The following is a 23,538-nucleotide window of genomic DNA, read 5'->3' on the forward strand; positions in this document are numbered from 1 at the left end:
ATAATACCGACTTTAGGCAGTTAGTGAGGTTGATAGGCAGAGCACCATAGTGGCTGCCGTAGACTTTCAAGTGCTTCAGCACTTAGAAAGTCTATCAACGTCAATCCACAAACTCAAATTCGAAGTTACCAATACGAACAATATCGCCATCCTTAGCACCACGTTCACGAAGTGCTTCATCAACTCCCATACCACGCAATTGACGAGCGAATTTCATAATAGATTCGTCACGTTCCATGTTAGTCATGACAAAGAGTTTTTCAAGTTTTTCACCAGAAAGCACCCATGAAGCATCATCGTCACGACTGATTTCAAATGGACGTTCATCTTCGTTAAAGCCATAGTAAACTTCTTCTTGTTCCATATCATCTTCGTTATAGAGCAAGAATTCATCTGTTTGATCAAGTAGTTCAGCAGTAGCTTCCAAAAGATTTTCCAAACCTTGATGGGCCAAACTTGAAATTGGAAAAATTTGTGGCAACTCATCAAATTCATCATAGTTAGCAGCCAATTTTTCCTTAAACTCTTTCAAGTTTTCCTCAGCCTCAGGCATGTCCATCTTATTAGCAACAATAATTTGTGGACGTTCCATCAAGCGCAAATTATAAGTTTCCAACTCTTTGTTAATTTGAAGATAGTCCTCGTAAGGATCACGTCCCTCACTCGCTGACATATCAATCACATGAAGGATAACACGTGTACGCTCGATGTGGCGGAGGAACTGTGTTCCCAAACCAACCCCTTGGCTAGCACCTTCAATCAATCCTGGAAGGTCGGCCATGGCAAAGCTCTCTCCTGACTTTGTACGGACCATCCCCAAGTTAGGAACAATTGTCGTAAAGTGGTAGGCACCAATCTTTGGTTTTGCTGCCGTTACCACACTGAGAATTGTTGATTTACCAACAGAAGGGAAACCAACCAAACCAACATCAGCCAAAATCTTCAATTCCAATTGAAGTTCACGCTCTTCACCTGGTTCACCATTTTCGGCGATTTCAGGGGCTGGATTACGAGGTGTCGCAAAACGGATATTTCCACGTCCACCACGTCCACCGTGAGCAATGACAAACTCTTGGCCATCCTCGACCATATCAGTAATAACCTTGCCTGTTTCAGCATCACGCACTGTCGTACCAGGCGGGATACTAACGATAAGGTCCTCAGCCCCTCGACCATGCATACCCTTGGTCATCCCTTTTTCACCATTCTTGGCTTTAAACTTACGGTTGTAACGGAAATCCATAAGGGTGCGTAAGCCTTCGTCAACCTTGAAAATGACTGAGCCACCCTTACCACCGTCACCGCCCCAAGGACCGCCATTTGGCACATATTTTTCACGACGGAAGGCAACCATCCCATCGCCACCACGACCGGCTTTGACACTGATCTTGGCTGTATCTAAAAACATACTCATCTATATTCTCTCTTTCTGATTTGTATGCCGCGCTCTAATTCAATCTCAGACGAAAGAATTTTCGACATACACAAAAAAACGCTTGATAGCGTCTTAAAGGACAGCTGCGACTGCTTGGAAAATCAATGCCCCAACTGTTACTAATAGCATAATCAAAACGACTAATACTGTTAAGCGTTCAAAAAATGATTTCTTACGTGGTCCGTTATCTCCAAATGCCACTTGAATTTACCTCGTTTTTTCTTCTAAAATATCACAATAATAGTAACAAAAATCCGCCTATTTCGCAACTACTAGACAAGCTTAAGTCAAAGGAATTCCAAAAATAGTTAGAGCATCTAACTCCTCCTGTGTCAAACGTCGCCAAGCACCAAGCTCTAAATCCTTTGGCAGACTTAAAGGTCCCATTTTCAAACGTTGTAAATCTGCCACTTCCTTACCGCAAGCAGCTACCATACGCTTAACCTGATGGAATTTTCCCTCGGCAATGGTAATTTGGACCAAACTAGTACTCGCATTCCTGTCGACTGATATAATCTCTAATTTAGCTGGCTGACAAGTATGGTCTTTAAGCTCAATCCCTTTTTCAAAAGCCAAGATATCCTCTTCATCCATGATACCAGCCACCTTGGCCTGATAAATCTTGTCCACATGTTTCTTGGGAGATAGCATAGCGTGGGCTAAGTCTCCATTATTGGTCAATAGAAGAAGACCATGAGTATCAATATCCAAACGACCAACTGGAAAAACCTGCTTATGTTTTGCTGTGTCATCGAGTAAATCGAGTACAGTCTTATGACGGGAATCTTCCGTTGCTGAAATGACACCTTGCGGTTTATTTAAAAGATAGTAAACAAAGGCCTCATGTGTCAACTCCTGACCCAAGTAAGCAATTCGGTCTTTATTCTCATCGATCTGAGTCTTAGGTGATGTCTCCACCTGCTCATTTACGGTCACTTGCTTCTTTTTCAGAAAGGTCTTGACTTGACTACGACTGCCAACACCACAGTCCACCAAAAACTTGTCCAGACGCATCTATACTTCCTCCTTTATTGGAATCCATACTTCCATCTCATAATCATCAGCCTGACGATTCCCTGGGGGATAAACCTCTACACTTGGTTGGTCAATTATCTCGAAATGTTTCTTAGCATAATGAAAACTTTCCCAGATAGCTGCCGTTGCAGGACCCTTCAACTTGAAAATGGCATAAGTAGCTGGCGCAAGGGCAATCATTTCCAGACTATTGTCCTCACCAGCCAAGGCTGTTACATAAGTCTTTCGACTCCCATCATTAATCCGAATACCATAGGTCGGAACAGCCAAATCATCTTGCTCTGCCAAAAAAGGTAGCCAGAGGAAATCTGTTGGCTTGCCTAGTTCCTCACCATCAAAAGCCATCCCTGAAAAACTCAAAAAACCTTTTCGAACAAGCTTCACATCATAACGGACGGTTACTAAATCTAGCTTTTGTATCACTTTTTTAAGCTTTGTCAGCTCAACTGGAACCTCATCAGCTAGGACATAGGAAATTTTTTCTACAAATGCTTCTTTTTCAACATTTCCAGATCCAATAGGAACCAATACCCAATCTTCAGCTCTCACACTCTTATCTTCACAAAGGTAGGTGAAATGCTTGCCTCCCTCATTGAATGACACATCAGCTAAACGATAAAGGGAGTCAGGCGAATCAATAACCACCATCTCCAGACCATTCGCTTGAAACAGGAGTTCTTGGTCCCTAAGTCGTACCTTCATAGTCAGACTTTCAGCATCGATAGAAAAACTATTATCCAAATCCATTACGGACTGAAAAAAGGCCTGGTATAAGCCAGAAAAAGTCCAGACGGCATGCCAACGACACATCATCTCATAATCGTCAATGGTTACAAGAAGAGAAAGCTCCTGCTGATCAGAGGCATAAGAATAGGCCTGAACACTCAATTGGTCTGGTGTCAGGTAGTCATTTACAAAGACTGCAAAGTCATCCATAGTTTGAAAATCTGACATAAGCTCCCCCTTCTCTACTCCGAAACCGAGCCCGTCACATACATGGTAAAGGTCGCTCTAGTAAGAATTTTTTCCTCCTGATTGGTAATGAGGACTTCTACCACCTTGGTCGTTTTACCATTATGCACACAAAGACCTTCAATCTTGAGTTGGTCAGACAAATGGCCTGCCTTTAAATAATTGATATTGGACTGAAGAGTCACAGCGTAGTCCCCTGTTGAAAGTGCCACAAGTCCTGCCACCTGATCACAGAGCGTAAACAAATAACCACCATGAGCATTACCAAAATAATTCAAGGACTTCTCGACCACCTCAGTTGTGACAATCACATGCCCAGTTTCAAATAGTTCTTCTTGAAAATTCTCAAACACACGGATTTCATGTAGTTTGTCTTGCATAGCAAGCCCTCCTATCAATACCCATTCCACCACGAATGAAATAGGTTGTCTATAGCTACTAGTATAACACGAAGTTCTCGACGGATAACAAGCTTATTTGACTAAACTGATATCAACTTCTATATCCTCACGAAAAAGCTTCTTCACTCGGCAATAATTATCTACAAAAGCCAAGATTTCCTGCTCATTATCAACATTCAAGTCCTTAGGTAAATGAATTCCAAGCTTGAAATGCCCTTCTTCATAGCTAGAGTCAACCTGAATTGCAAGCTCCTCTATTCCTTGAAACTTGGCAAAATAACTCTGTAGACACATGGTCACGCAAGAGGCTAAAGCAATATTCACCAAACTCATGGGTGTCTCCCCATCTTCCGTATAACCAAAGAGTTCCACAGGTGCTCCGTAGCCCTCTGAAAGTGAATGATAGCGTTTGTCACCTTTAATCGTCGTTTGATACATAATGCACCTCCAATTGTTTTCTCTTATTATAACAAAGAGAAGCCTAACAACCGAACTGAATGCTCTGAAATATCTATCGTAAACCTTAAGGGAATCCTCTTATTTTCCAACAGATTAGTCTTGTACAACGCCCATATTACCAAGGGATTACAGTTAGGCAAAAACAACTGGAAGCGCTTTTATTTTAATGAGTTTTCATTTAAAATAAATTTACTAATAAAAAAGGGAGATTATTATGAAAGTATTTTCTAAATTAACTTTAGCCTCTGTCTCAGTTCTTACCTTGTTGACCCTAGTAGCATGTGGCAACTCCAAAGACAAAACTGACTCATCATCTTCTTCACCATCATCAAGTAAGGTGACAAAAGACTCTTCTTCTACTGATTCAAGTGCTTCAGTTAAAGTCAACAAAGACGGTTCGACTGAAGTGAACGACGGAAAAGGTAACTCAGCCAAAACAAATGGTGAAAATACTGTTGAAGCCAACGATAGCGAAGGCAACAGCGCAACAGTTGGTCAAGATGGTTCAGTTGAAGTGAATAGCCAAGACGGTACAAATGTCAAAGTTGGCTCAGATGGAACTGTCTCAATTGGTAACTAATATAAGATAGGCTAGCTATTCTGCTAGTCTTTTTTAGGTTCAGATTAATGAAAACGCTCCCTAAAGGTGCTATAATAGGCGTGGAAATCTATAATCAGGGGGTGAGACAATGAAAAATAAAATCATCTTGGGATGTTTGGCTGCAGCTACCTGCGAGATCCTTTTTGGGCTCAGTTTTATCTTTACCAAATCGATTACAGCACAGGTCAGTGACCTTGCTTTAATCTCTTGGCGTTTTGTCACAGCCTTCTTCTTTGTCAACCTATATCTTCTCTCAAGAAGACATAGGATAACCATAAATGGCAGAAATCTCAAACCTCTGACACGTATTGCCATTCTTAATCCTGTTATCTATTTTATCTGCGAAACGGTTGGGATTCGTATGACTACTGCCTCTGAAAGTGGAGCATTCCTCGCTTGCATTCCGGTTGTCGCACTTATCATGTCTAGTCTTATTTTGAAAGAATGGCCAAGTCGTTGGCAAGTGGTCGGTGTCATTACAACCCTCATTGGTATTATCATTGCCGTCTTTGCTGCGGGTATCTCCACCGACTTCTCACTCGTCGGCTACTTCATTTTAGGTCTAGCCGTTGTCTCCTATGCCCTTTATTGCGTTGACGTTGAAAAAGCCAGTCAATTCACTAGCTTTGAGATTACCTATTTTATGTTAGCCAGTGGTTGCCTTACATTTGGACTCTTTGCACTAAGCCATAGCTTTCTAGCAGGTAACTTGAAAGAGCTCTTAACGCTCCCTTGGATTAGTCCAAAGTTCGCCATAACCATCCTTTACCAAGGATTAGGCTGTAGTGTTATAGGGTACATCCTCTCAAATTTTGCTATCGCAACTATCGGGGTTAACCGAACAGCTTCTTTCATCGGCATATCCACGATTATCTCAATTTTAGCTGCTGTAGTCGTCTTAGGCGAGCCCTTCTCACAGTTACAAATTTTAGCGGGAATCTTGGTAGTCCTTGGAGTCTATGTAGCTAATAAAAATTAAAACTCTCGGAAATTAATCTTCCAAGAGTTTTTTGCTGTCAATCAAGTTCCACCTGAATCAAAACAACAAGCTCTTCCTCATTAGGAATACTACTTACTGCCGTCGGCACAGGCAAGACCTTATCTCCATAATTATTAATCATATGAGCCAAAAAGACTGACGATTTCGTCATAGCTTCAGGCAAAGAAGCTGCCTGAATACTCCGACCAAAATCAGGAAAACTAATCTTGTAACCTTCCTCAATCGTGTGAAAAATAGCTGGATATTCGTATAACATGTCCCTTCCCCCATTTCAAAACTATACTCCTCTATGATAAGATGAGTTTTAAGAGAAGTCAACCGAAAATCGTTATAACAAAGGGATTTAAACCATTCGAGATAATACAGCGAGTTAAAATAAGGCCTAGTCCATATACAACTTGAAAAAAGTGGCACCGATTCGGTGCTTTTTAGATATGCAAAAAGTCCATTGGAATAATCCAACGGACTCTTTTTCTACTATTTCTTAACCTCATCCAAAATCTCAATCACCTTATACAAATCTGGTTCTGTAATTTGGTAAGGAGCTTGTTCACGGACAACTGGTTTGGCACAAAAGGCGATACCTATGCCAGCTGTCTTAATCATAGGCAAATCATTAGCTCCATCACCCATAGCAATGGTTTGAGAGAGTGTAAGACCATTTTCTGCTGCCCAATCTCTAAGTTTGGCTACCTTGACATCTTTGGTAACAATCTCACCATAAACCTTACCAGTTAAGACACCATCGACCACCTCAAGGTGATTAGCCTTCACATAATCAATACCTGCCTCTTTTGCCAGTCTATCAACTGTCTCATGGAAACCACCAGAAACTAAACCAACCTTGAAGCCACGTGAGTGGAGTTCATCCACAAGTTCCTTGGCTCCCTTGTTGAAATGAATGCGGGCATAGACCTTATCAAATATGCTATCAGGTAATCCCTTAAGAGTTGCCACACGCTCATTCAGAGCCTGTCTGAAATCTAATTCTCCACGCATGGCACGCTCTGTAATTTCGGCGACCTCTCGACCAACACCAGCCTCTTCCCCCAATAAATCAATTACTTCTTCTTGGACAAGAGTTGAGTCTACATCCATAACTAATAAGCCTTTTACTTCTGACATAATGACCTCTATTCTTTAATAACTATATAACTTTTATTAGGCTCTTCATCAACCTAAAAAGAGATAAGTTTCTTCAAAAAAATCCTGGACCAAGGCCCAGAATCTTTCTCTTACATACGAATTTGTTCGCGTGTTTTTTCGTAAGACGATACAAAACGATCTGTTACACCTGGTTCTACTGTTTCCAAGGCGTAAGAGATTTCTTCCAAAGATGCATCGTAGTCATGGTCAACTTCGAACAATTTAAGCGCATGCTCAAAGCTACTTTGAACAGCAGGTTCGAAAGAACGGTAACGGTTTGAGTACTGCAAGAGTTGCTCAGTCAATGTTGCATTTTGAACAACCAAATAAGCAGTCTCTTCCAAATGTTCAATGGCATTTTTTGACGTTTCAGTCAAACGCATTACCGCATCAATATTGATACGTCCACGGCTGAGCTCATCCATGAGAGCTTCAATTTGTGCACTTGTTGAGAAGAATACACTCAAGAAGGATTGAGGAATACCTGGAAGATTACGTTTTTCCATGTAACGCTTGATAACATGCAATTTATTAACATAAACATCAAGCTCTTCACGTGCCTTAGCTTCGTTTTTCTCGATAGATCGAAGATTTTCAAAAACCTCAACCTGTCCATTTTCAACAGCAGACAAGGTATTGAGACTTTTTTCGAAGATCTTTTCAAGTTCTGAGAAAGGTTTCTCCTGATTCTCAAAGTTTTCAAGGGGTGGAAGAACAGCTGTCTCAACACCTGAAATATCTGAAGCAAAGTTACGTACATCTGCTGCATAAGTTTCATCGAAAATATAAGTCAACATGAGACGCTCAAGCTCTTCTTGAAGTTTCTTGTTGTTTTCTTTAGCATGCTTGAGATAATCTGGCAAAATTTTCTTTTGACGCATAACAACCTTGTATGATGCAATTTCACGTTCGAAAATGCTATACAAGTTGTCAATTTTTTCTTGAATCTCAACGTTTTCTTCTTCCGCACGATCCAAATCAAGAGAAACTAACTCACTTGAGTTTGAACGGATAGCTTCACGAATTTCCTGGAAGCGACGTTCGATATTTTTCTCAGGGAAGTGGTAATTTTGCTCAATCAACTTGCGGTAGCCAGATTCCAAATCATCCAACTGATCTGGGAAATCATCTTCCAACTTAGCTACAATGGCTGGAATCTTCTCTGAAATTTGCCCCAAAGCAATGGTGTGCTCCTCTGCACGGTCCAAAATACTTGATGCCTCAACAGGGTCACCTGATGAGTTAAGAGTCACGAATTCAGCAAACTCAGCTTCAATGTTTTTAAGCTGTTTATTGATCTCACTCATAGTAGAGCCAAAATTATCAGAGTTTTCCTCGATAGAATTTTGCAACTCTTCGTACAAGTCAAGTGCATGTTTAACGCGAGCACTGTTCTTTTCTTCTTGTTCTTTCAAGGTTGAGAGCGCCTCACGGATAGACTTAATGTCTTCTTCCATAAGATCTAACTGACTCTCAATATTATTGATTTCACCACTAGCCTTGAAGAAATGGAAGGTATCATTCATATTTTCAGCTTCGAAAATATGATTTTCAATATCTGCGAATGAATTTGTCGAGATATCTATCCATTTCTGATTCCATTCACGGAAAGTTGTTTGACTTTGTCCAATCAAGTGAAGCTTTTTAACTTCTTCAATTTCTTCGTTAATTGGCAAGTCAAACAATTTTTGCTTGCGTTCTTCAAGCTGTGCAATCCGCGAATCATTTCGTTTTCTAATAAGAATACCGACTAAGTAAGCGACAATTACAAGTATAACTACCACTACAATCAGTAAAACAATTCCGCTAGACATAGTTTCTCCTTAATCGTCTATTATGTTCATAAATGTAGAATAACATTACGATTATATCATAGTTATCCTAGCATTGCACCCTTTTCTAAAAGAATATTAGATATCCAGAGTACTGTAAACGGCATTTTCTTCGATAAATTCGCGACGAGGTTCAACCTTGTCTCCCATCAGCATATCGAAAATCTTATCGGCCTCTGCAGCATCATCCACAGAAACACGTGCCATCAAACGATTTTCAGGGTCCATGGTAGTTTCCCAAAGTTGGTGGTCATCCATTTCACCTAAACCTTTATAACGTTGTACCGTAGGTTTTGAACGTCCCACACTGTAGTTTTCAAGAGCAGCACGCAATTTTTCTTCTTGATCCGCACCTGGCTGGATGTATTCTTTAATTTCGGAACCAACCTTAACACCATAAATTGGTGGTTGTGCAATGTAGACATAGCCAGCTTCCAAGACTGGACGCATAAAGCGGTAAATCAAGGTCAAGAGCAAGGTACGAATGTGAGCTCCATCGACATCGGCATCGGTCATGATAACTAACTTGTGATAGCGAGCCTTGCTGACATCAAATTCTGATCCAAAACCAGTTCCCATAGCTGTAAAAAGAGAACGAATCTCTTCGTTGGCTAGAATCTTATCCATACTAGCCTTCTCAACGTTCAAAATTTTACCACGAATTGGCAAGATTGCTTGGAATTCACGATTACGACCTGATTTGGCAGAACCACCGGCTGAGTCCCCTTCGACAATGAAGAGCTCATTCATTTCAGCATTGTTTGACGAACAATCTGCCAACTTCCCTGGAAGATTTGAAATTTCAAGACCTGACTTCTTACGTGTTACTTCACGAGCACGCTTAGCAGCGATACGGGCCTTAGAAGCCAGAATTCCTTTTTCAACAATCTTTTTAGCGATAGCGGGATTTTCCAAGAGGAAGCGACTTAGGGCTTCGCTGAAGAGACGATTGGTAATCTTAACAACTTCAGAGTTTCCAAGTTTGGTCTTGGTTTGACCTTCAAACTGTGGGTTTGGATGCTTGACAGAGATGATAGCAGTCAAGCCTTCACGAACATCGTCCCCAGTCAGATTATCATCTTTTTCTTTGAGAATCTTATTTTGACGTGCATAATCATTGATAACACGAGTAAGAGCTGTACGGAAACCTTGTTCATGAGTACCACCTTCGTGAGTGTGGATATTATTGGCAAAACTCATCACCGTTTCATGGTAGCCAGTCGTATACTGCATAGCAACTTCGACTGAAATACCATCCATCTCACCATCTGTGTAGATAGGCTCATCAAAGATAACATCTTTATTTTCATTGATGTACTTCACATAAGATGTAATCCCACCCTCATAGTGATAATGTTTCTCTTGTTCAAGACCTTCACGCTTATCTGTAATAGAAATACGTAGTCCCTTGTTCAGAAAGGCTAGCTCTTGGATACGTTTAGCTAATTTTCCAAAGTCAAACTCTGTCGTTTCTTGGAAAATTTCTGGATCTGGCGTAAAGTGAACAGTCGTTCCATGTTCCTCAGTTTCACCAATAATCGTTAAGTCGTCTACCACAACTCCTCGTTTATACTCTTGGAAGTGGATATGACCGTTTTTATAAACCTTAACATCAAGCTGAGTTGAGAGGGCATTAACGACCGAAGAACCAACCCCGTGCAAACCACCAGAGACCTTATAACCGCCTCCGCCGAATTTACCACCAGCGTGAAGAACAGTAAAGACTGTCTCAACAGCAGGACGGCCTGTTTTTTCTTGAATATCGACTGGGATACCACGACCATCGTCAATAACCGTGATAGAATTATCAGGTTCAATAAAAACTCTGATATGTGTGGCAAAGCCTGCCAAGGCTTCATCAATTGAGTTATCGACAATCTCCCATACCAAGTGATGTAATCCTTCTTTTGAGGTCGAGCCAATATACATTCCTGGGCGCATACGTACCGCTTCAAGTCCCTCTAAGACCTGAATCTGGCTGGCATCATATTCTTGCGCTTTTTCTTCAAGATTTTTTAATTCATCAGTCATCTATGTCACAATCTCCAATAATGATTTATGGCCATCAACAAGCAAGGTATCCAGACCCGCTGCTTCTCCAGCCTCTATGTCTATCTGGCGGTCACCAATGACCAAGCCATGTTTAATATCGTATTTTTTAATTAAATAAAGAAAACTATCTGGACTAGGTTTTCTAGCAAAACCATTTTCAGAAGTTACAACTTCTGTAAAATAATGAGCAATCTTCGCTCTATCAAGGATATCTAGCACCAAGTGATTACGGTGGCTAACCAAGAAATTACGTCCGCCCTCAGCCACAATCTTTGCAAGGACATCCTTAGCACCTTCAAAAAGCACAGGTTCTTTTAAATGTTTGGCCTCTTCTTGCTTATAGAGAGTGCGAAAATCCGTTATATCAGGCGCAAACATAGCAATGGCAGTACTCGTTGATACCTTAAGGGCATCATAGACTGCTTGACTTTCTGCTGTACGCTCAAATTGTTCCAAAGTTGCTAGAAAGGCTTGGGTTGATACCTGGTAATTATCCAACAAGGTACCACCTAAATCCCAGATATAATCTCCATAATTCATAACCTTAATTATAACATAAAAGGTCAGATTTTGCTTGTTTTTCATAGCTAAAAAGGCTTGGAAAACCTACCCAAACCTTAATTTTTTATTTCAGAATTAAACTAGCCACAATAGGACTAATAATGGCATATAAAATCCCTGTTACAGCGATTGATAGACCAGCCATGGCACCTGCAACCTGACCATATTTGAAGGCAGCTCCAATGCCAACGGCACTCCCAGTTCCTCCTAGAGAAAGTCCGATAGCGACTGGGTCTTTAATGCCTATCATCTTTAAAAAGACAGGTCCTAAAACAGAGGTTAAGATTCCCGTAATAACAACTGCGACCAAGGTCACTGTTGTAATTCCCTGCATTTTTTCCGTCATCTCTACAGCCATGGCAGTCGTTACAGACTTAGGAAAGAGAGAGATAGCAAGGAAATAATCCATACCAAAAAGCTTAGCAATCAAGGCAGTATAAGTAGTGTTAAGAACACAGGCAACTGTTGACCCAATTAAGATGCTCTTATAGTGATGACGCATAAGGTGGAGATTTTTATAAAAGGGGACAGCTAGGGCAACCGTTGACGGGATAATTAAGCTGTTAAGATGAGAGCCACCTACGTAATAATCCTTGTAAGAAATGCCGGTAAAGTGCAAAATGACAATAATCAAGGCAGTTGACACAAGAAGAGGCGTTGTCAAAGGATTAGGGAAACGGCGATGAATCAAAAGCCCCAGTGTGTATGCCAATACTGAAAGGGTTAAACCAAACAAGGGTGTGTTAAAAAAATCAGCCACGCTTAACCTCCTTATAATCACCTTCAAAGTGTTTTTTGATAAAGCCGACAACTACTGCAATCACTACAATATTAAGAACCAAGGCACCCATGATAATCAAAATAATTGGAACAATATTCGCCGAAATAGCATTCCATCGTTCCATAATACCGACACCTGCTGGTAAAAAAAGAATAGTCATATTGGCTATTAAAAATTCTGCCACAGCATGGATATGACGCAGACGAATCCACTTAAGCTGTAGGGCAATCAGAAGCAAGAATAAGCCTATGATACTTCCAGGTATAGGTAATTTAAAAAAGGTTGACAGAGCTTCACCAATAACAGCAAACAAACAAATCAACATGAATTGAACGTAGTATTTCACGAGTTGCCTCCTAGGTTTAGTGTCCTACTAGTCTACTCCTTTTATTGGCTCTTTGTCAACTGTAGTGGGTAGATGAAAAGCTAACACCTAGAGAGGACCAGTTTGGTCTTCTCTTTTTATTTGAAAAAAGCAGTAAAAAAGCGACCCAACAACAAGTCGCATTCATTGAAAATTGGATTAACAACTATCCAAAGAAAGTATTGGATTACAGATCTCCTAGAGAGGTGTTACACGGTGGCTGACTTGGACTTGAAATTTGTTATCCAAACCTAATTTTTTATCTCAGAATTAAACTAGCCACAATAGGACTAATAAAGACATATAAAATTCCTGTTACAGCGATTGATAGACCACCCATGGCACCTGCAACCTGACCATATCTGAAGGCAGCTCCAGTACCAACAGCATGACCAGTTCCTCCTAGGGAAAGACCGATAGCGACTGGGTCTTTAATACCAATCATCTTTAAAAAGACAGGTCCTAAAACTGAGGTTAAGATTCCCGTAATAACAACTACGACCAAGGTTACTGTTGTAATCCCTTGCATTTTTTCCGAAATCCCTACAGCCATGGCAGTCGTTACAGACTTAGGAAAGAGAGAAATAGCAAGGAAATAATTCATACCAAAAAGCTTAGCAATCAAAGCGGTATAAGTAGTGTTAAGAATACAAGCAACTGTTGATCCAATTAAGATACTCTTATAGTGATGACGCATGAGGTGGAGGTTTTTATAAAAAGGGACAGCTAGAGCAACTGTTGAAGGAATAATCAAACTGTTAAGATAAGAGCCACCTACATAGTAATCCTTGTAAGAAATGCCTGTATAGTGCAAAATGACAATAATCAAGGCAGTTGACACAAGAAGAGGCGTTGTCAAAGGATTAGGGAAACGGCGATGAATCAAAAGCCCCAGTGTGTATGCCAATACTGAAAGGGTTAAACCAAACAAGGGTGTGTTAAAAAAATCAGCCACGCTTAACCTCCTTATAATCACCTTCAAAGTGTTTTTTGATAAAGCCGACAACTACTGCAATCACTACAATATTAAGAACCAAGGCACCCATGATAATCAAAATAATTGGAACAATATTCGCCGAAATAGCATTCCATCGTTCCATAATACCGACACCTGCTGGTAAAAAAAGAATAGTCATATTGGCTATTAAAAATTCTGCCACAGCATGGATATGACGCAGACGAATCCACTTAAGCTGTAGGGCAATCAGAAGCAAGAATAAGCCTATGATACTTCCAGGTATAGGTAATTTAAAAAAGGTTGACAGAGCTTCACCAATAACAGCAAACAAACAAATCAACATGAATTGAACGTAGTATTTCACGAGTTGCCTCCTAGGTTTAATCACCTATTAGTCTACTCCTTTTTTTTTGAATTTCAAGAGTTTTCAGTAAATTCTTTTGAAAAATCATCAATCGATATTCAACTCCTTAAACCATAAAAAAATCCAACCCTGAGGCTGGATTTATTCACAGATGCCACCACCGAGAATTGAACTCGGAACGGAGCATTACCATTGCTCTATTATACCATTTAACTATAGCGGCAACTGTTTTTATCTTACCACATTTCCATTTACTGTGGCAAGATTTTTTGCTTATTTTTTATAAATTTAAGTCTTGGTAAGGACTACGATAACCAACCTGTAAAACCTTACCATCCTTAATTAAGATAGGACGTTTAATCAACATCCCGTCTGAAGCCAAGAGATCAACAGCTTCATCAAGAGACAATGTTGGTAGCTTATCTTTTAAACCTAGAGAACGATAGGATTGTCCACTCGTATTAAAGAATTTCTTGAGCTCTAAATCTGACTCCGCTAAGAGTTTCTTTAGCAATTGCGCTGATGGGGGATTTTCCTTAATGTTAATAGACTCGACATCTAAACCTAATTGATCGAGTTCTGCTTTTGCCTTACGACATGTGCTACATTTTGGATATTCATAAAAAGTGTACATGTTTTTCTCCTTTTCTCTAGCATAAGCTATCTATCTAAGACTTGTCAATCCTAAAGCCTTCCAAACAGAGTAAGAAACGCTTGGCATCCTCTCCTGCCGCATAATTTCCTAAGTGACCACTACTGGGCAAAACACGATGACAAGGGGTGATAATCAGCCAGGGATTCTTACCAATAGCACTTCCTACAGCCTGTGCTGATTGACAAGAGATTGCCTTACCAATCTGACCATAGGTTCTGATTTGCCCCATAGGAATTTCACTTAAAGCTGACCAAACCTTTTGTTGAAAAGTGGTCCCTCTATCAGCTAAAGGGAGATTAGCTGGACTTGGTTTGTCACCTTTAAAATAGGCATCCAACCACTGCCTGGACATTTCCAAGATGGGATTTGAAGCATCTACTAAGTTCTCTTCCTTAACACCTGCTTGAAAATATTTTTGTCCTTCCAACCAAACCCCATAAAGTGTATGGTCACTTGCGACCAAGGATAAGCGACCAATTGGAGATAAATAATACTGACGATAAAGCATATTTTAATTATTCCAAAAAGACAGGAAACTCTTGTTCCTGTCATCTTAATTCTATTTATTTACCTTTAATCAAACGTACACGTACGATATTGTCACTAGCCTCAAACTTAGCAACCAATTCATCAATCTTAGACTTGTCTGTTTCATCAAGGTCAAGAAGAGTATAGGCATAATCACCCTTAGAACGGTTGATAATATTATCAATATTGATATTAAAATCAGAAACCGCTGTTGAGATACGGGCGACAATGTTAGGCACGTTTTTATTAATCAAAGTGATACGATAGGGAGCACTCAAGGCCTGTTGCACACGTGGGAAGTTTACAGAGTTAACAATTTCACCTGTTTCCATGAAGCGACGGATGGTTTGCCCTGCCATAATTGCACAGTTAAGCTCCGCTTCACCCGTTGAACCACCAACGTGTGGGAAGACTGTCACCTTAGGTTTGTTAAGCAGTTCTTCTGTACCAAAGTCAGTGATATAACGTTTAACAACACCTGTTTCCAAAGCATCAAAGAGTGCCTCATTGTCTACCAATTCTGCACGAGCAAAGTTGATAATTGTTGTTCCTTTTTGCATGTTATTAAATGCTTCAGAATCAAAAGTTGCTCTCGTATCATCGTTCAAAGGTACATGAATAGTAATATAGTCACAGTTTTCAAAGATTTCTTTTAAATCAGAGACACGTCTTACATGGTGAGAAATATTCCAAGCTGCTTCAATAGAAACATATGGATCATAACCATAGACCTTCATTCCCAAACGGTAAGCGTCATTGGCAATGCGTGCACCGATGGCACCAAGGCCAATAACACCCAGTGTCTTACCAGCAATCTCGCTACCCGCAAACTGCTTCTTCCCTGCTTCGATTTGTTTAGGCACATCGTCACCACTAAGTGTGTTAACCCAAGCATTGGCCGCAATATAGTCACGTGCTGAAAGCAGGATAGAAGCCAAAACAGCTTCTTTAACTGCATTAGCATTAGCTCCTGGAGTATTGAAGACAACAATCCCTTTTTCAGTTGCTTCATCAACTGGGATATTGTTAGTCCCTGCACCAGCACGCGCAATAGCTTTCAAGTTGTCAGGGAAGACAGTATTATGGAGACTTTGACTACGGATGATATATGCATCCGGATTTTCCGCTAAATCACCATCAATTTGGAAATGATTTCCAAGTTCCTTCAAACCAATTTGGTTAATATTATTATATGTTTTTACGCTAAATACCATAATTTTATTCCTCTTAAATTAATGAATCCCGTGGTGAGCAGCTTCATCAACTTCTTGATAAAAAGCCTTCTCTCTCTTGGTTTTGATTTTCTGATAGGCAAGTCGTTCTCCATCAATAAGAACCTTACCACAATAGACATAGCCAAGTTTCTCCAAAATATGCTGCATGACAAGATTTTTTTCATGCGTGTCGCAACGGAAATCATGCGCATCTGTCCCCTCAATAAGACCTTGAATAAAGGTTTGAGCGATTTTCTGACCCGTAAATTCTCTTAAAACGGCAATTCTATGAAAGGTAACATAGCGCTTATTATGATGCTTCCAGTCTCCATCATAGATTTGGTCGTAAGCAGGGTCTCCATCAGTAATCACAGCAGCATAAGAAACAATTTGACCATCAATGATACCCACATAGGCTTGCCCTTTAAGAACATCATCAAAGATAGTTTCTTCAGTAGGATAACCATCAGCCCCTTGCCATTGGGAACTGCCAGCTTGCGCTAAAGTAGCTCTAGCACTCTCAATCACGGTCATGATAGCACTAATTTCATTTGGGAAAGCTTGTCTAATTTCCATCTCTTTACCTAATTATTTATTTTCAGCTTCAAATTTCTTCATAAAGTCGATCAAATCAAGCACACCTTGACGTGGGAAGGCGTTATAAACACTGGCACGCATACCACCCACTGAACGGTGACCCTTGATGTTCTTGAAACCAAGAGCATCTGCTTCTGCTACAAATTTGGCATCCAAGTCTTTACTTGGTGTGACAAATGGAATGTTGCAGACAGAACGGTCCTTAGGATCTTTAACAGGATTGGTGTAGAAATCAGATGATTCGATATAGTCATAAAGAAGACCTGATTTTTCACGTTGAATTTCCGCCATCTTTTCTACGCCACCAATTTCATTTTTTACCCAGTCAAAGACGAGTTTTGAAATATAGATATTGAAACATGGTGGTGTATTGTAGAGTGATCCAGCTTCTGCTTGAATACGGTAGTCCAACATGGCAGACAATTGAGGTTGATCGTTAAGGAAATCTTCACGAACGATAACCACTGTCACACCAGCAGGTCCAATATTTTTCTGAGCACCAGCATAGATGAGAGCAAAATCCTCAACGTTATAACGCGCTGCTAAGATATTTGAAGACATATCTGCTACAATCGGCACACCATTAGTATCAGGTAAATCGTAGATAGATGTTCCCTCAATTGTATTATTAGTAGTCAAGTGAACATAAGCGGCTTCTGGATCAATCGTTGAAGGATCAAAACTTGGAATATGATCGTAAACAGTATCCTCAGATGACGCCAAAAGAATTGGTTCAAAAGGAATCGTTTTTGAAAGCTTGACAGCTTCAGTATAGGCTTTTTTACCCCATGAACCACCTACAAGGTAGTAAGCTTTCTTACCTTGAGCCAGGTTAAGTGGGACCATTGTAAATTGTGTTGAAGCGCCACCTTGTAAGAAAATAACCTTATAATTATCAGGGATGGCCATGAGCTCACGAAGTGTCGCTTCCGCATCTTTAACGATTTTGTCAAATTCTGGAGAACGGTGGGACATTTCTAGCACGGACATACCGGAATCTTGGTAGTTAAGCAATTCAGCTTGTGCCTTTTCAAGCACTGGTTTTGGTAATGTAGCAGGTCCTGCTGAGAAATTATAAATTGTCATAAAGACACCTCCAAAATTTTAATGGTCCCATTATAGCGAATTTTCAGAATATTGTAAAGTCCTAACAACAAAAAACGAACGGAATTACCCATTCGTAACAAAAAAGTTAGGTATTTTCTGTATATTTTTGCAAGTAATTGAATTTACTATCCGTCATCTCTGCTTAAGAAAATAGGTCGCACCGATTAGATTTGCTCCATTATGATGATGACAGGCTACAATCTTTGGACGTTTAATAATTTTACCGATAAAATCAATCTCATGGCGAACCTTATCAAACTGGCGGTTGACTTCTTCTATAAGAATAGGCTGAGCTGAAATACCTCCTCCAAGAACAAAGGTTTCCATATCAAAGATAGTTTGAAGATTCAATATGGTAATGGCTAGATTGCGACAATAGGTCTCAAAGATTGGATAAACGTCTTCCTTTTTAGCATTGATTGCCTTAAAGGCAACCAAACCATCTTTTAAATCAGGACTAGCTAAAATCTCATTGACTTTAGTAATTAAACCAACAGCTGAAAGAGTTGTTCCTCGCATCAATGAAGGATCGACCTTTTCCATTTGAAGAGGAAGGAGAAAGGTCAACTCCCCTGCTTGGAAATGGCTTCCTTGAAAAAGTTTACCATTGATTATAATACCACCACCAAGGCCTGACCCTAAAACAAGGGCAGCACCGTTAGTCACTCCTTTCAAGTGACCTGTGGCTAGTTCAGCCAAGGCTGCTGCCTTACCATCATTAAGCGCCGCTACTGGCAAATGATACTTGGCTTGCAGGACTTCTTTGATACGAAAACCATGAAAGAATCTCAACAAACCGCCGTGATAAATCACACCCTCATCCGTATCAACAGTTCCAGGAACACTAATTGCAATGCCTGATAAAGTTGCTTCAACTGAAGTTACTAACTGATCAATAACATCGAGAGCCTGATCCAAGGTCTGAGGGGATGATTGCGTTGGCAAACTCTTTTCGAGGACTAAGTCCTCCGAAACAAGAGCAGATTTTACCTGAGTCCCTCCAAAATCAATTGCTAAAATCGTCATTATCATCCTCCACAGATTCTTTTTCGTCATTATAGCACAAAATTGCTGAGACTAGAAAAAACACTATCAAAATGCTATTATGGTCTTAGAAAACTAAACAAAAGGAGTCTCTCACATGTCTAAATTTCTACACACTTGTGTCCGTGTTAAAGACCTAGAAGCTTCACTAAAATTTTATCAAGAAGCGCTTGGTTTCAAGGAAGTCCGTCGTAACGATTTCCCAGAATATAAGTTCACTCTTGTCTACATGCAACTAGAAGATGATCCCGATTACGAGTTGGAATTGACATACAACTACGATCATGAAGCTTATGACCTTGGAAATGGTTACGGACACATCGCTGTTGGTGTTGATGACCTAGAAGCCACACACCAAGCCCACAAAGAGGCTGGCTATACTGTCACCGATCTCTCAGGTCTACCTGGTAAACCAAAAATGTATTACTTTATTACTGATCCAGATGGCTATAAAATCGAGGTTATCCGTTTAGCTCAGTTCTTGGAAAAATAAGTAAAAAAAGAAGTCAGATTAGATATCACCTGGCTCCTTTTTTACTTATTTTTTATTATCGACCTTTAAGGATGACAAAATTTGGGTACGAATATCATCAACTCCGTTTGGATTATTTGGCAAGAATAAGGTTTGATTACCTTTAGCCGCAAAAGTATTAAGAGTATCAAGATATTGGTTGGTCAAGAGAATCGACATAATCTGTTCTTCAGACATACCCACATTGGCTTCTTTAAGTTCTGCAATAGATTCAGCCAAACCATCAACGATAGCTTTACGTTGTTGGGCAATACCAACACCATGAAGACGGTCTTTTTCAGCTTCGGCTTCAGCTGCTGTGACAATCTTGATTTTATCAGCTTCTGCCAATTCTTGGGCTGCTACACGCTTACGTTGGGCAGCATTGATTTCGTTCATAGACTGCTTGACTTCAGCATCTGGCTCAACCTTGGTAATCAAGGTCTTAACAATGATGTAACCATAAGTTGTCATTTCTTCGGCCACTTGGTGTTGAACCTCAAGGGCGATTTCATCTTTCTTCTCAAAAAGCTCATCAAGCGTCAATTTAGGAACTGATGAACGAAGGGCGTCCTCAATGTATGATTTAATTTGAGCCTCTGGACGCATGAGTTTATAGTAAGCATCGGTAACATTTTGCTCATTTACACGATACTGAGTAGCCACATTCATCATAACAAAGACATTGTCCTTTGTCTTGGTTTCAACCACAATCTCACTTTGAAGCAAACGTAGCTGAATACGAGCTGCAATTTTATCGATACCGAATGGCAAACGCATGTGAATACCACTCGTTGCGATTTTTTGATAGCGTCCAAAACGTTCAACGATGGCTACTGACTGTTGACGTACGACATAAAGCATACTGATGAGAATTCCCAAGATAATCAATAATGGAATCAGTAAAAAGAAAACTACTACTTGCATGTTAAGACCTCCATAATAACCTTTAAATAATTCTTTATTTTATTGTAGCACAGTAATACAATTATTCAAGAAAAATAGTATATCTTTTTCAAAAACTTGGACAATCAGAAAAGAGGCTGAAACACTAGCGCTTCAGCCTCTCGTATTTTGTAACTAAGCTTAAAATCTAACAATCCAACAGGAAACTTTTTATTTACGATACATCTTCACTTGAAGGTAAATATCGTTATAAATCCCAAGCCATTTTTGACCTAAGTTATTATAGACTTCAAGGTTTTTGATGGTTGATTCTGATGGGTAAAAGGCTTTATCATCAGTAATACTCTTTGGAAGTAAGGCTTTGGCTGCCTCGTTAGGTGTGGCATAACCGATATACTCAGCATTTTGGGCTGCATTTTCCGGTTTAAGCATGAAATTGATAAAAGCATAAGCTTCTCTTTCATGCTTTACTGTTTTAGGAATGACCAGATTATCAAACCACAGATTTGAGCCTTCAGATGGAACAACATAACGAAGATCCTCATTTTTATCGAGCATCTCACTGGCTTCCCCTGAGAAGGTTACTCCAATAGCTGCATCACCTTGAATCATGTAACCCTTCATCTCATCACCCACAATGGCTTTAATATTTGGTGTTAGGCTATTGAGTTTAGTTTCAGCTAAACGCAATTCGGTCATGTTCTTGGTATTCAAACTGTAGCCCAAGCTATTGAGAGAAAAACCAATAACTTCACGCGCGCCATCAACCAACATAATCTGGTTTCTGTATTCGGGTGACCAAAGATCATTCCAGTGCTGAGGAGCTTTTTCCACCAATTTAGTATTATAGATGATTCCGACTGTTCCCCAGAAATAAGGGATAGAATAGTAATTATTGGGATCGAAACTAAGTCCTTTAAAACTTGAACCAATCTGCTCAAAGCCATGGATTTTAGATTTATCCAACTTCACTAAAAGGTCTTCCTTGACCATTTTATCAATGGTATAGTCTGACGGCACAGCGATATCGTAAGTAGTACCACCTTGCTTAATTTTAGTATACATAGCTTCGTTGGAATCAAAAGTTTCATACTGGACCTTGATTCCTGTTTCTTTAGTGAACTTGGTCAAGAGATCAGGATCAATATAGTCACCCCAGTTATAAATAACAAGTTTGTCCGAAGCATTTCCGGTGCGACTTTGCATATAGGCAGAAATTCCCCAAAGGAAGAAAATAATTGCTAAAATCCCTGCCAGAAATTGATAGAGTTTACGCATCATGCTCCTCCTTTCTTTCCTTGGTAATCATATAATATCCAATGACTAGAAGAATAGAGAACAGGAAGACAACCGTTGATAGGGCATTGATTTCCAAGGAAATCCCTTTACGAGCACGTGAGTAAATTTCCACAGCAAGTGTTGAAAAACCATTACCTGTTACAAAGAAGGTTACTGCGAAGTCATCCAAAGAATAGGTAAAGGCCATGAAATAACCAGCGATAATACCAGGTGTCAAGTATGGCAACATAACCTCACGTAACATCTGCCATTGGGTCGCACCCAGGTCATAAGCTGCATTCACCATGTCTCGATTCATTTCCTTGAGACGTGGCAAAACCATGAGAACCACGATTGGGATTGAGAAAGCAATGTGACTCAACAAAACCGATACAAAGCCAAGTTGGAAACCAATCAAGGTAAAGAGAATCAAGAAACTCGCACCAATCATAACATCTGGTGCAACCATTAGTACGTTATTTAGGGATAAGATTCCAGTCTGCTGCTTCTGTTTGCTCTCATAGATAAAAATTGACCCAAAGGTACCAATAATCGTCGCCAAGAGGGCACTAAGAAAAGCTAAAAAGAAGGTTTGAGCTAAAATCAACATGAGTCGACTATCTGAAAACATGCTCTGATAGTTATCAAGAGTAAATCCTGTGAAACTATTCATATCACCACCACTATTGAAAGAAAAGGCGATCAAATAGAAAATAGGTAGGTAGAGGATAACAAAGACTAGAGCTAAATAGAGATTTGCAAATTTTTTCATTGACGTCTCTCCTTTGTTAACCACATGGTTGCAATCATAGCAGCAATAAGCACAACACCAATAGTCGCACCCATTCCCCAGTTTTGTGTTGTAAGGAAATGCTGTTCGATAGCCGTTCCTAGTGTAATAACTCGGTTCCCACCAATCAAACGTGTTAGCATGAAGAGGCTAAGACTAGGAATGAAGACCGATTGTACACCCGAGCGTACCCCATTAAGCGACAAAGGAAAGATAACCTTGGTAAAGGTCTGCCAATCATTAGCTCCTAAATCCTTACTTGCATTGACAATATTCTCATCCAAATCATCTAAAGCATTAAAAATCGGTAGAATCATAAATGGAATTTCAATATAACTGGCTACAAAAATGAAAGAGAAATCTGTAAAGAGGATTTGCATGGGGGCAATGCCAAAAAAACCAAGAAAGGCATTGATACCACCTTGTTGTCCAAAAATCCCCATAAATGCATAAGCTTTTAGAAGAAGATTGACCCAGGTTGGTAAAACAACTAACATCAACCAAAGTTGTTTATGCTTCAGCCTGGTTAGGAGATATGCCGTCGGATAAGAGATGAGGAGTGTCACTATGGTTATGATGGCCGCATAAAGGACCGAGTTAAAGCTCATCCTTAAATAAGTCCAACTGGAAAAGAAGGTTCCATAATTGTCCAAAGTAAAATTGCCACTGATGTCAAAGAATGACTGGTAGAGCAGCATGAGTACTGGAGCAACTACGAAAAGTAAGAGCCAAAGAAGGTAGGGTACCGAGAAGAGGCTAGCTGTTTTCTTCATGACGCTCCTCCTCAATGGCATTAATCAAGCCATCCTCAGGCTCTTCCATTTCCACATATTCTTCAATACGAGCATCGAATTCTTCCTCTGTCTCATTAAGACGCATGATATGAATATCTTCAGGCGTAAAATCAAGACCTATAATCTCACCCTCAATCGCCTTACGGGTTGAAT

At 40.0% G+C, this 23,538-nt stretch carries 28 protein-coding genes, 1 tRNA gene and 2 pseudogenes; 4 read left to right on the forward strand and 27 right to left on the reverse strand.

Features of this window, described 5'->3' with window-relative positions; genetic code table 11:
* Positions 1–100: 100 nt before the first annotated feature.
* The 6 genes from obgE to RWZ99_RS06025 form a co-directional block, all read right to left on the reverse strand.
* Positions 101–1,414: a GTPase ObgE gene (gene obgE, locus RWZ99_RS06000; RefSeq protein ID WP_314677072.1), complete on the reverse strand. Its 1,314-nt coding sequence runs from the start codon at positions 1,412–1,414 to the stop codon at positions 101–103.
* Between the two features lie 93 nt (positions 1,415–1,507).
* Positions 1,508–1,636 carry a DUF4044 domain-containing protein gene (locus tag RWZ99_RS06005; protein ID WP_002884629.1) on the reverse strand — a complete coding sequence of 43 codons (129 nt, stop codon included), beginning with the start codon at positions 1,634–1,636 and terminating at the stop codon, positions 1,508–1,510.
* A gap of 81 nt (positions 1,637–1,717) precedes the next feature.
* A complete protein-coding gene (locus RWZ99_RS06010; protein ID WP_314677074.1) occupies positions 1,718–2,449 on the reverse strand; it encodes a pseudouridine synthase in 732 nt (243 codons plus the stop codon).
* Positions 2,450–3,424 carry a hypothetical protein gene (locus tag RWZ99_RS06015; RefSeq protein ID WP_314677076.1) on the reverse strand — a complete coding sequence of 325 codons (975 nt, stop codon included), beginning with the start codon at positions 3,422–3,424 and terminating at the stop codon, positions 2,450–2,452.
* A 14-nt stretch (positions 3,425–3,438) separates the two neighbouring features.
* Positions 3,439–3,822, reverse strand: a complete 384-nt coding sequence (locus tag RWZ99_RS06020; protein WP_314677077.1) for a PaaI family thioesterase — start codon at positions 3,820–3,822, stop codon at positions 3,439–3,441.
* A 93-nt stretch (positions 3,823–3,915) separates the two neighbouring features.
* The gene (locus RWZ99_RS06025) at positions 3,916–4,281 is read right to left on the reverse strand and encodes an OsmC family protein (protein ID WP_314677079.1); all 366 of its coding nucleotides are present in this window, start codon (positions 4,279–4,281) and stop codon (positions 3,916–3,918) included.
* Between the two features lie 235 nt (positions 4,282–4,516).
* Between RWZ99_RS06025 and RWZ99_RS06030 the strand changes: the two genes are divergently transcribed.
* Complete coding sequence (locus RWZ99_RS06030) at positions 4,517–4,882, forward strand: histidine kinase (protein ID WP_314677081.1); 366 nt, start codon at positions 4,517–4,519, stop codon at positions 4,880–4,882.
* Positions 4,883–4,991: 109 nt separating this feature from the next.
* On the forward strand, positions 4,992–5,882 hold the full coding sequence (locus tag RWZ99_RS06035; protein ID WP_314677083.1) for a DMT family transporter: 891 nt from the start codon (positions 4,992–4,994) through the stop codon (positions 5,880–5,882).
* A 37-nt stretch (positions 5,883–5,919) separates the two neighbouring features.
* Here the strand turns inward: RWZ99_RS06035 and RWZ99_RS06040 are convergent, their stop codons facing one another.
* The 7 genes from RWZ99_RS06040 to RWZ99_RS06070 all read right to left on the reverse strand — a co-directional run bounded on the left by RWZ99_RS06040 (position 5,920) and on the right by RWZ99_RS06070 (position 12,621).
* Positions 5,920–6,159, reverse strand: coding sequence for a hypothetical protein (locus tag RWZ99_RS06040; protein ID WP_314677085.1), 240 nt, complete (start codon positions 6,157–6,159; stop codon positions 5,920–5,922).
* A gap of 221 nt (positions 6,160–6,380) precedes the next feature.
* The gene (gene serB / locus RWZ99_RS06045; protein ID WP_314677086.1) at positions 6,381–7,028 is read right to left on the reverse strand and encodes a phosphoserine phosphatase SerB; all 648 of its coding nucleotides are present in this window, start codon (positions 7,026–7,028) and stop codon (positions 6,381–6,383) included.
* A 110-nt stretch (positions 7,029–7,138) separates the two neighbouring features.
* Positions 7,139–8,863: a septation ring formation regulator EzrA gene (ezrA, locus tag RWZ99_RS06050; RefSeq protein ID WP_314677087.1), complete on the reverse strand. Its 1,725-nt coding sequence runs from the start codon at positions 8,861–8,863 to the stop codon at positions 7,139–7,141.
* A 96-nt stretch (positions 8,864–8,959) separates the two neighbouring features.
* Positions 8,960–10,912, reverse strand: coding sequence for a DNA topoisomerase (ATP-hydrolyzing) subunit B (gene gyrB, locus RWZ99_RS06055; RefSeq protein ID WP_314677088.1), 1,953 nt, complete (start codon positions 10,910–10,912; stop codon positions 8,960–8,962).
* Complete coding sequence (locus tag RWZ99_RS06060; RefSeq protein ID WP_314677090.1) at positions 10,913–11,473, reverse strand: HAD-IA family hydrolase; 561 nt, start codon at positions 11,471–11,473, stop codon at positions 10,913–10,915.
* An 85-nt stretch (positions 11,474–11,558) separates the two neighbouring features.
* Positions 11,559–12,254: an LrgB family protein gene (locus tag RWZ99_RS06065; RefSeq protein ID WP_314677091.1), complete on the reverse strand. Its 696-nt coding sequence runs from the start codon at positions 12,252–12,254 to the stop codon at positions 11,559–11,561.
* On the reverse strand, positions 12,247–12,621 hold the full coding sequence (locus tag RWZ99_RS06070; protein ID WP_314677093.1) for a CidA/LrgA family protein: 375 nt from the start codon (positions 12,619–12,621) through the stop codon (positions 12,247–12,249). The genes RWZ99_RS06065 and RWZ99_RS06070 overlap by 8 nt, the downstream gene beginning before the upstream one ends.
* A 125-nt stretch (positions 12,622–12,746) precedes the next feature.
* Between RWZ99_RS06070 and RWZ99_RS06075 the strand changes: the two are divergent.
* A pseudogene (locus RWZ99_RS06075) lies at positions 12,747–12,863 on the forward strand (IS30 family transposase); the annotation flags it as partial.
* Positions 12,864–12,898: 35 nt separating this feature from the next.
* On the opposite strand, the gene RWZ99_RS06080 reads toward RWZ99_RS06075, so the two are convergent.
* The 9 genes from RWZ99_RS06080 to RWZ99_RS06120 all read right to left on the reverse strand — a co-directional run bounded on the left by RWZ99_RS06080 (position 12,899) and on the right by RWZ99_RS06120 (position 19,088).
* Positions 12,899–13,594 (reverse strand): LrgB family protein, encoded by a 696-nt coding sequence (locus tag RWZ99_RS06080; RefSeq protein ID WP_314677095.1) that lies wholly within the window; start codon positions 13,592–13,594, stop codon positions 12,899–12,901.
* The gene (locus RWZ99_RS06085) at positions 13,587–13,961 is read right to left on the reverse strand and encodes a CidA/LrgA family protein (protein WP_314677093.1); all 375 of its coding nucleotides are present in this window, start codon (positions 13,959–13,961) and stop codon (positions 13,587–13,589) included. The genes RWZ99_RS06080 and RWZ99_RS06085 overlap by 8 nt, the downstream gene beginning before the upstream one ends.
* Before the next feature lie 152 nt (positions 13,962–14,113).
* Positions 14,114–14,184, reverse strand: a tRNA-Thr gene (locus tag RWZ99_RS06090).
* 57 nt (positions 14,185–14,241) lie between these two features.
* Positions 14,242–14,595 (reverse strand): arsenate reductase family protein, encoded by a 354-nt coding sequence (locus tag RWZ99_RS06095; protein ID WP_314677096.1) that lies wholly within the window; start codon positions 14,593–14,595, stop codon positions 14,242–14,244.
* A gap of 34 nt (positions 14,596–14,629) precedes the next feature.
* Positions 14,630–15,124 (reverse strand): methylated-DNA--[protein]-cysteine S-methyltransferase, encoded by a 495-nt coding sequence (locus tag RWZ99_RS06100; protein WP_314677097.1) that lies wholly within the window; start codon positions 15,122–15,124, stop codon positions 14,630–14,632.
* Between the two features lie 55 nt (positions 15,125–15,179).
* Positions 15,180–16,358: a 3-phosphoglycerate dehydrogenase family protein gene (locus tag RWZ99_RS06105; protein ID WP_314677099.1), complete on the reverse strand. Its 1,179-nt coding sequence runs from the start codon at positions 16,356–16,358 to the stop codon at positions 15,180–15,182.
* Between the two features lie 18 nt (positions 16,359–16,376).
* Entirely contained in the window at positions 16,377–16,934 is a 558-nt protein-coding gene (locus RWZ99_RS06110) for a GNAT family N-acetyltransferase (RefSeq protein ID WP_314677101.1), read from the reverse strand.
* A gap of 12 nt (positions 16,935–16,946) precedes the next feature.
* Positions 16,947–18,041 (reverse strand): 3-phosphoserine/phosphohydroxythreonine transaminase, encoded by a 1,095-nt coding sequence (serC, locus tag RWZ99_RS06115; RefSeq protein ID WP_314677102.1) that lies wholly within the window; start codon positions 18,039–18,041, stop codon positions 16,947–16,949.
* A gap of 153 nt (positions 18,042–18,194) precedes the next feature.
* Complete coding sequence (locus RWZ99_RS06120) at positions 18,195–19,088, reverse strand: ROK family protein (RefSeq protein WP_314677103.1); 894 nt, start codon at positions 19,086–19,088, stop codon at positions 18,195–18,197.
* 115 nt (positions 19,089–19,203) lie between these two features.
* On the opposite strand from RWZ99_RS06120, the gene RWZ99_RS06125 reads away from it, so the two are divergent.
* On the forward strand, positions 19,204–19,599 hold the full coding sequence (locus tag RWZ99_RS06125) for a VOC family protein (RefSeq protein WP_314677104.1): 396 nt from the start codon (positions 19,204–19,206) through the stop codon (positions 19,597–19,599).
* Between the two features lie 45 nt (positions 19,600–19,644).
* Here RWZ99_RS06125 and RWZ99_RS06130 read toward each other — a convergent pair whose 3' ends face one another.
* The 5 genes and pseudogenes from RWZ99_RS06130 to RWZ99_RS06150 all read right to left on the reverse strand — a co-directional run.
* Positions 19,645–20,544: an SPFH domain-containing protein gene (locus RWZ99_RS06130; RefSeq protein WP_314677105.1), complete on the reverse strand. Its 900-nt coding sequence runs from the start codon at positions 20,542–20,544 to the stop codon at positions 19,645–19,647.
* A gap of 189 nt (positions 20,545–20,733) precedes the next feature.
* Positions 20,734–21,801 (reverse strand): ABC transporter substrate-binding protein, encoded by a 1,068-nt coding sequence (locus tag RWZ99_RS06135; RefSeq protein WP_314677109.1) that lies wholly within the window; start codon positions 21,799–21,801, stop codon positions 20,734–20,736.
* Entirely contained in the window at positions 21,794–22,573 is a 780-nt protein-coding gene (locus RWZ99_RS06140; RefSeq protein ID WP_314677106.1) for an ABC transporter permease, read from the reverse strand. Before RWZ99_RS06140 ends, RWZ99_RS06135 begins: the two co-directional genes overlap by 8 nt.
* Positions 22,570–23,364, reverse strand: coding sequence for an ABC transporter permease (locus RWZ99_RS06145; RefSeq protein ID WP_314677108.1), 795 nt, complete (start codon positions 23,362–23,364; stop codon positions 22,570–22,572). Before RWZ99_RS06145 ends, RWZ99_RS06140 begins: the two co-directional genes overlap by 4 nt.
* Positions 23,348–23,538, reverse strand: a pseudogene (locus RWZ99_RS06150) (spermidine/putrescine ABC transporter ATP-binding protein); the annotation flags it as partial. The gene RWZ99_RS06145 and the pseudogene RWZ99_RS06150, both read right to left, overlap by 17 nt.

Origin of the sequence: uncultured Streptococcus sp. (assembly GCF_963545685.1) — a bacterium.
In the GTDB taxonomy this organism is placed as follows: domain Bacteria; phylum Bacillota; class Bacilli; order Lactobacillales; family Streptococcaceae; genus Streptococcus.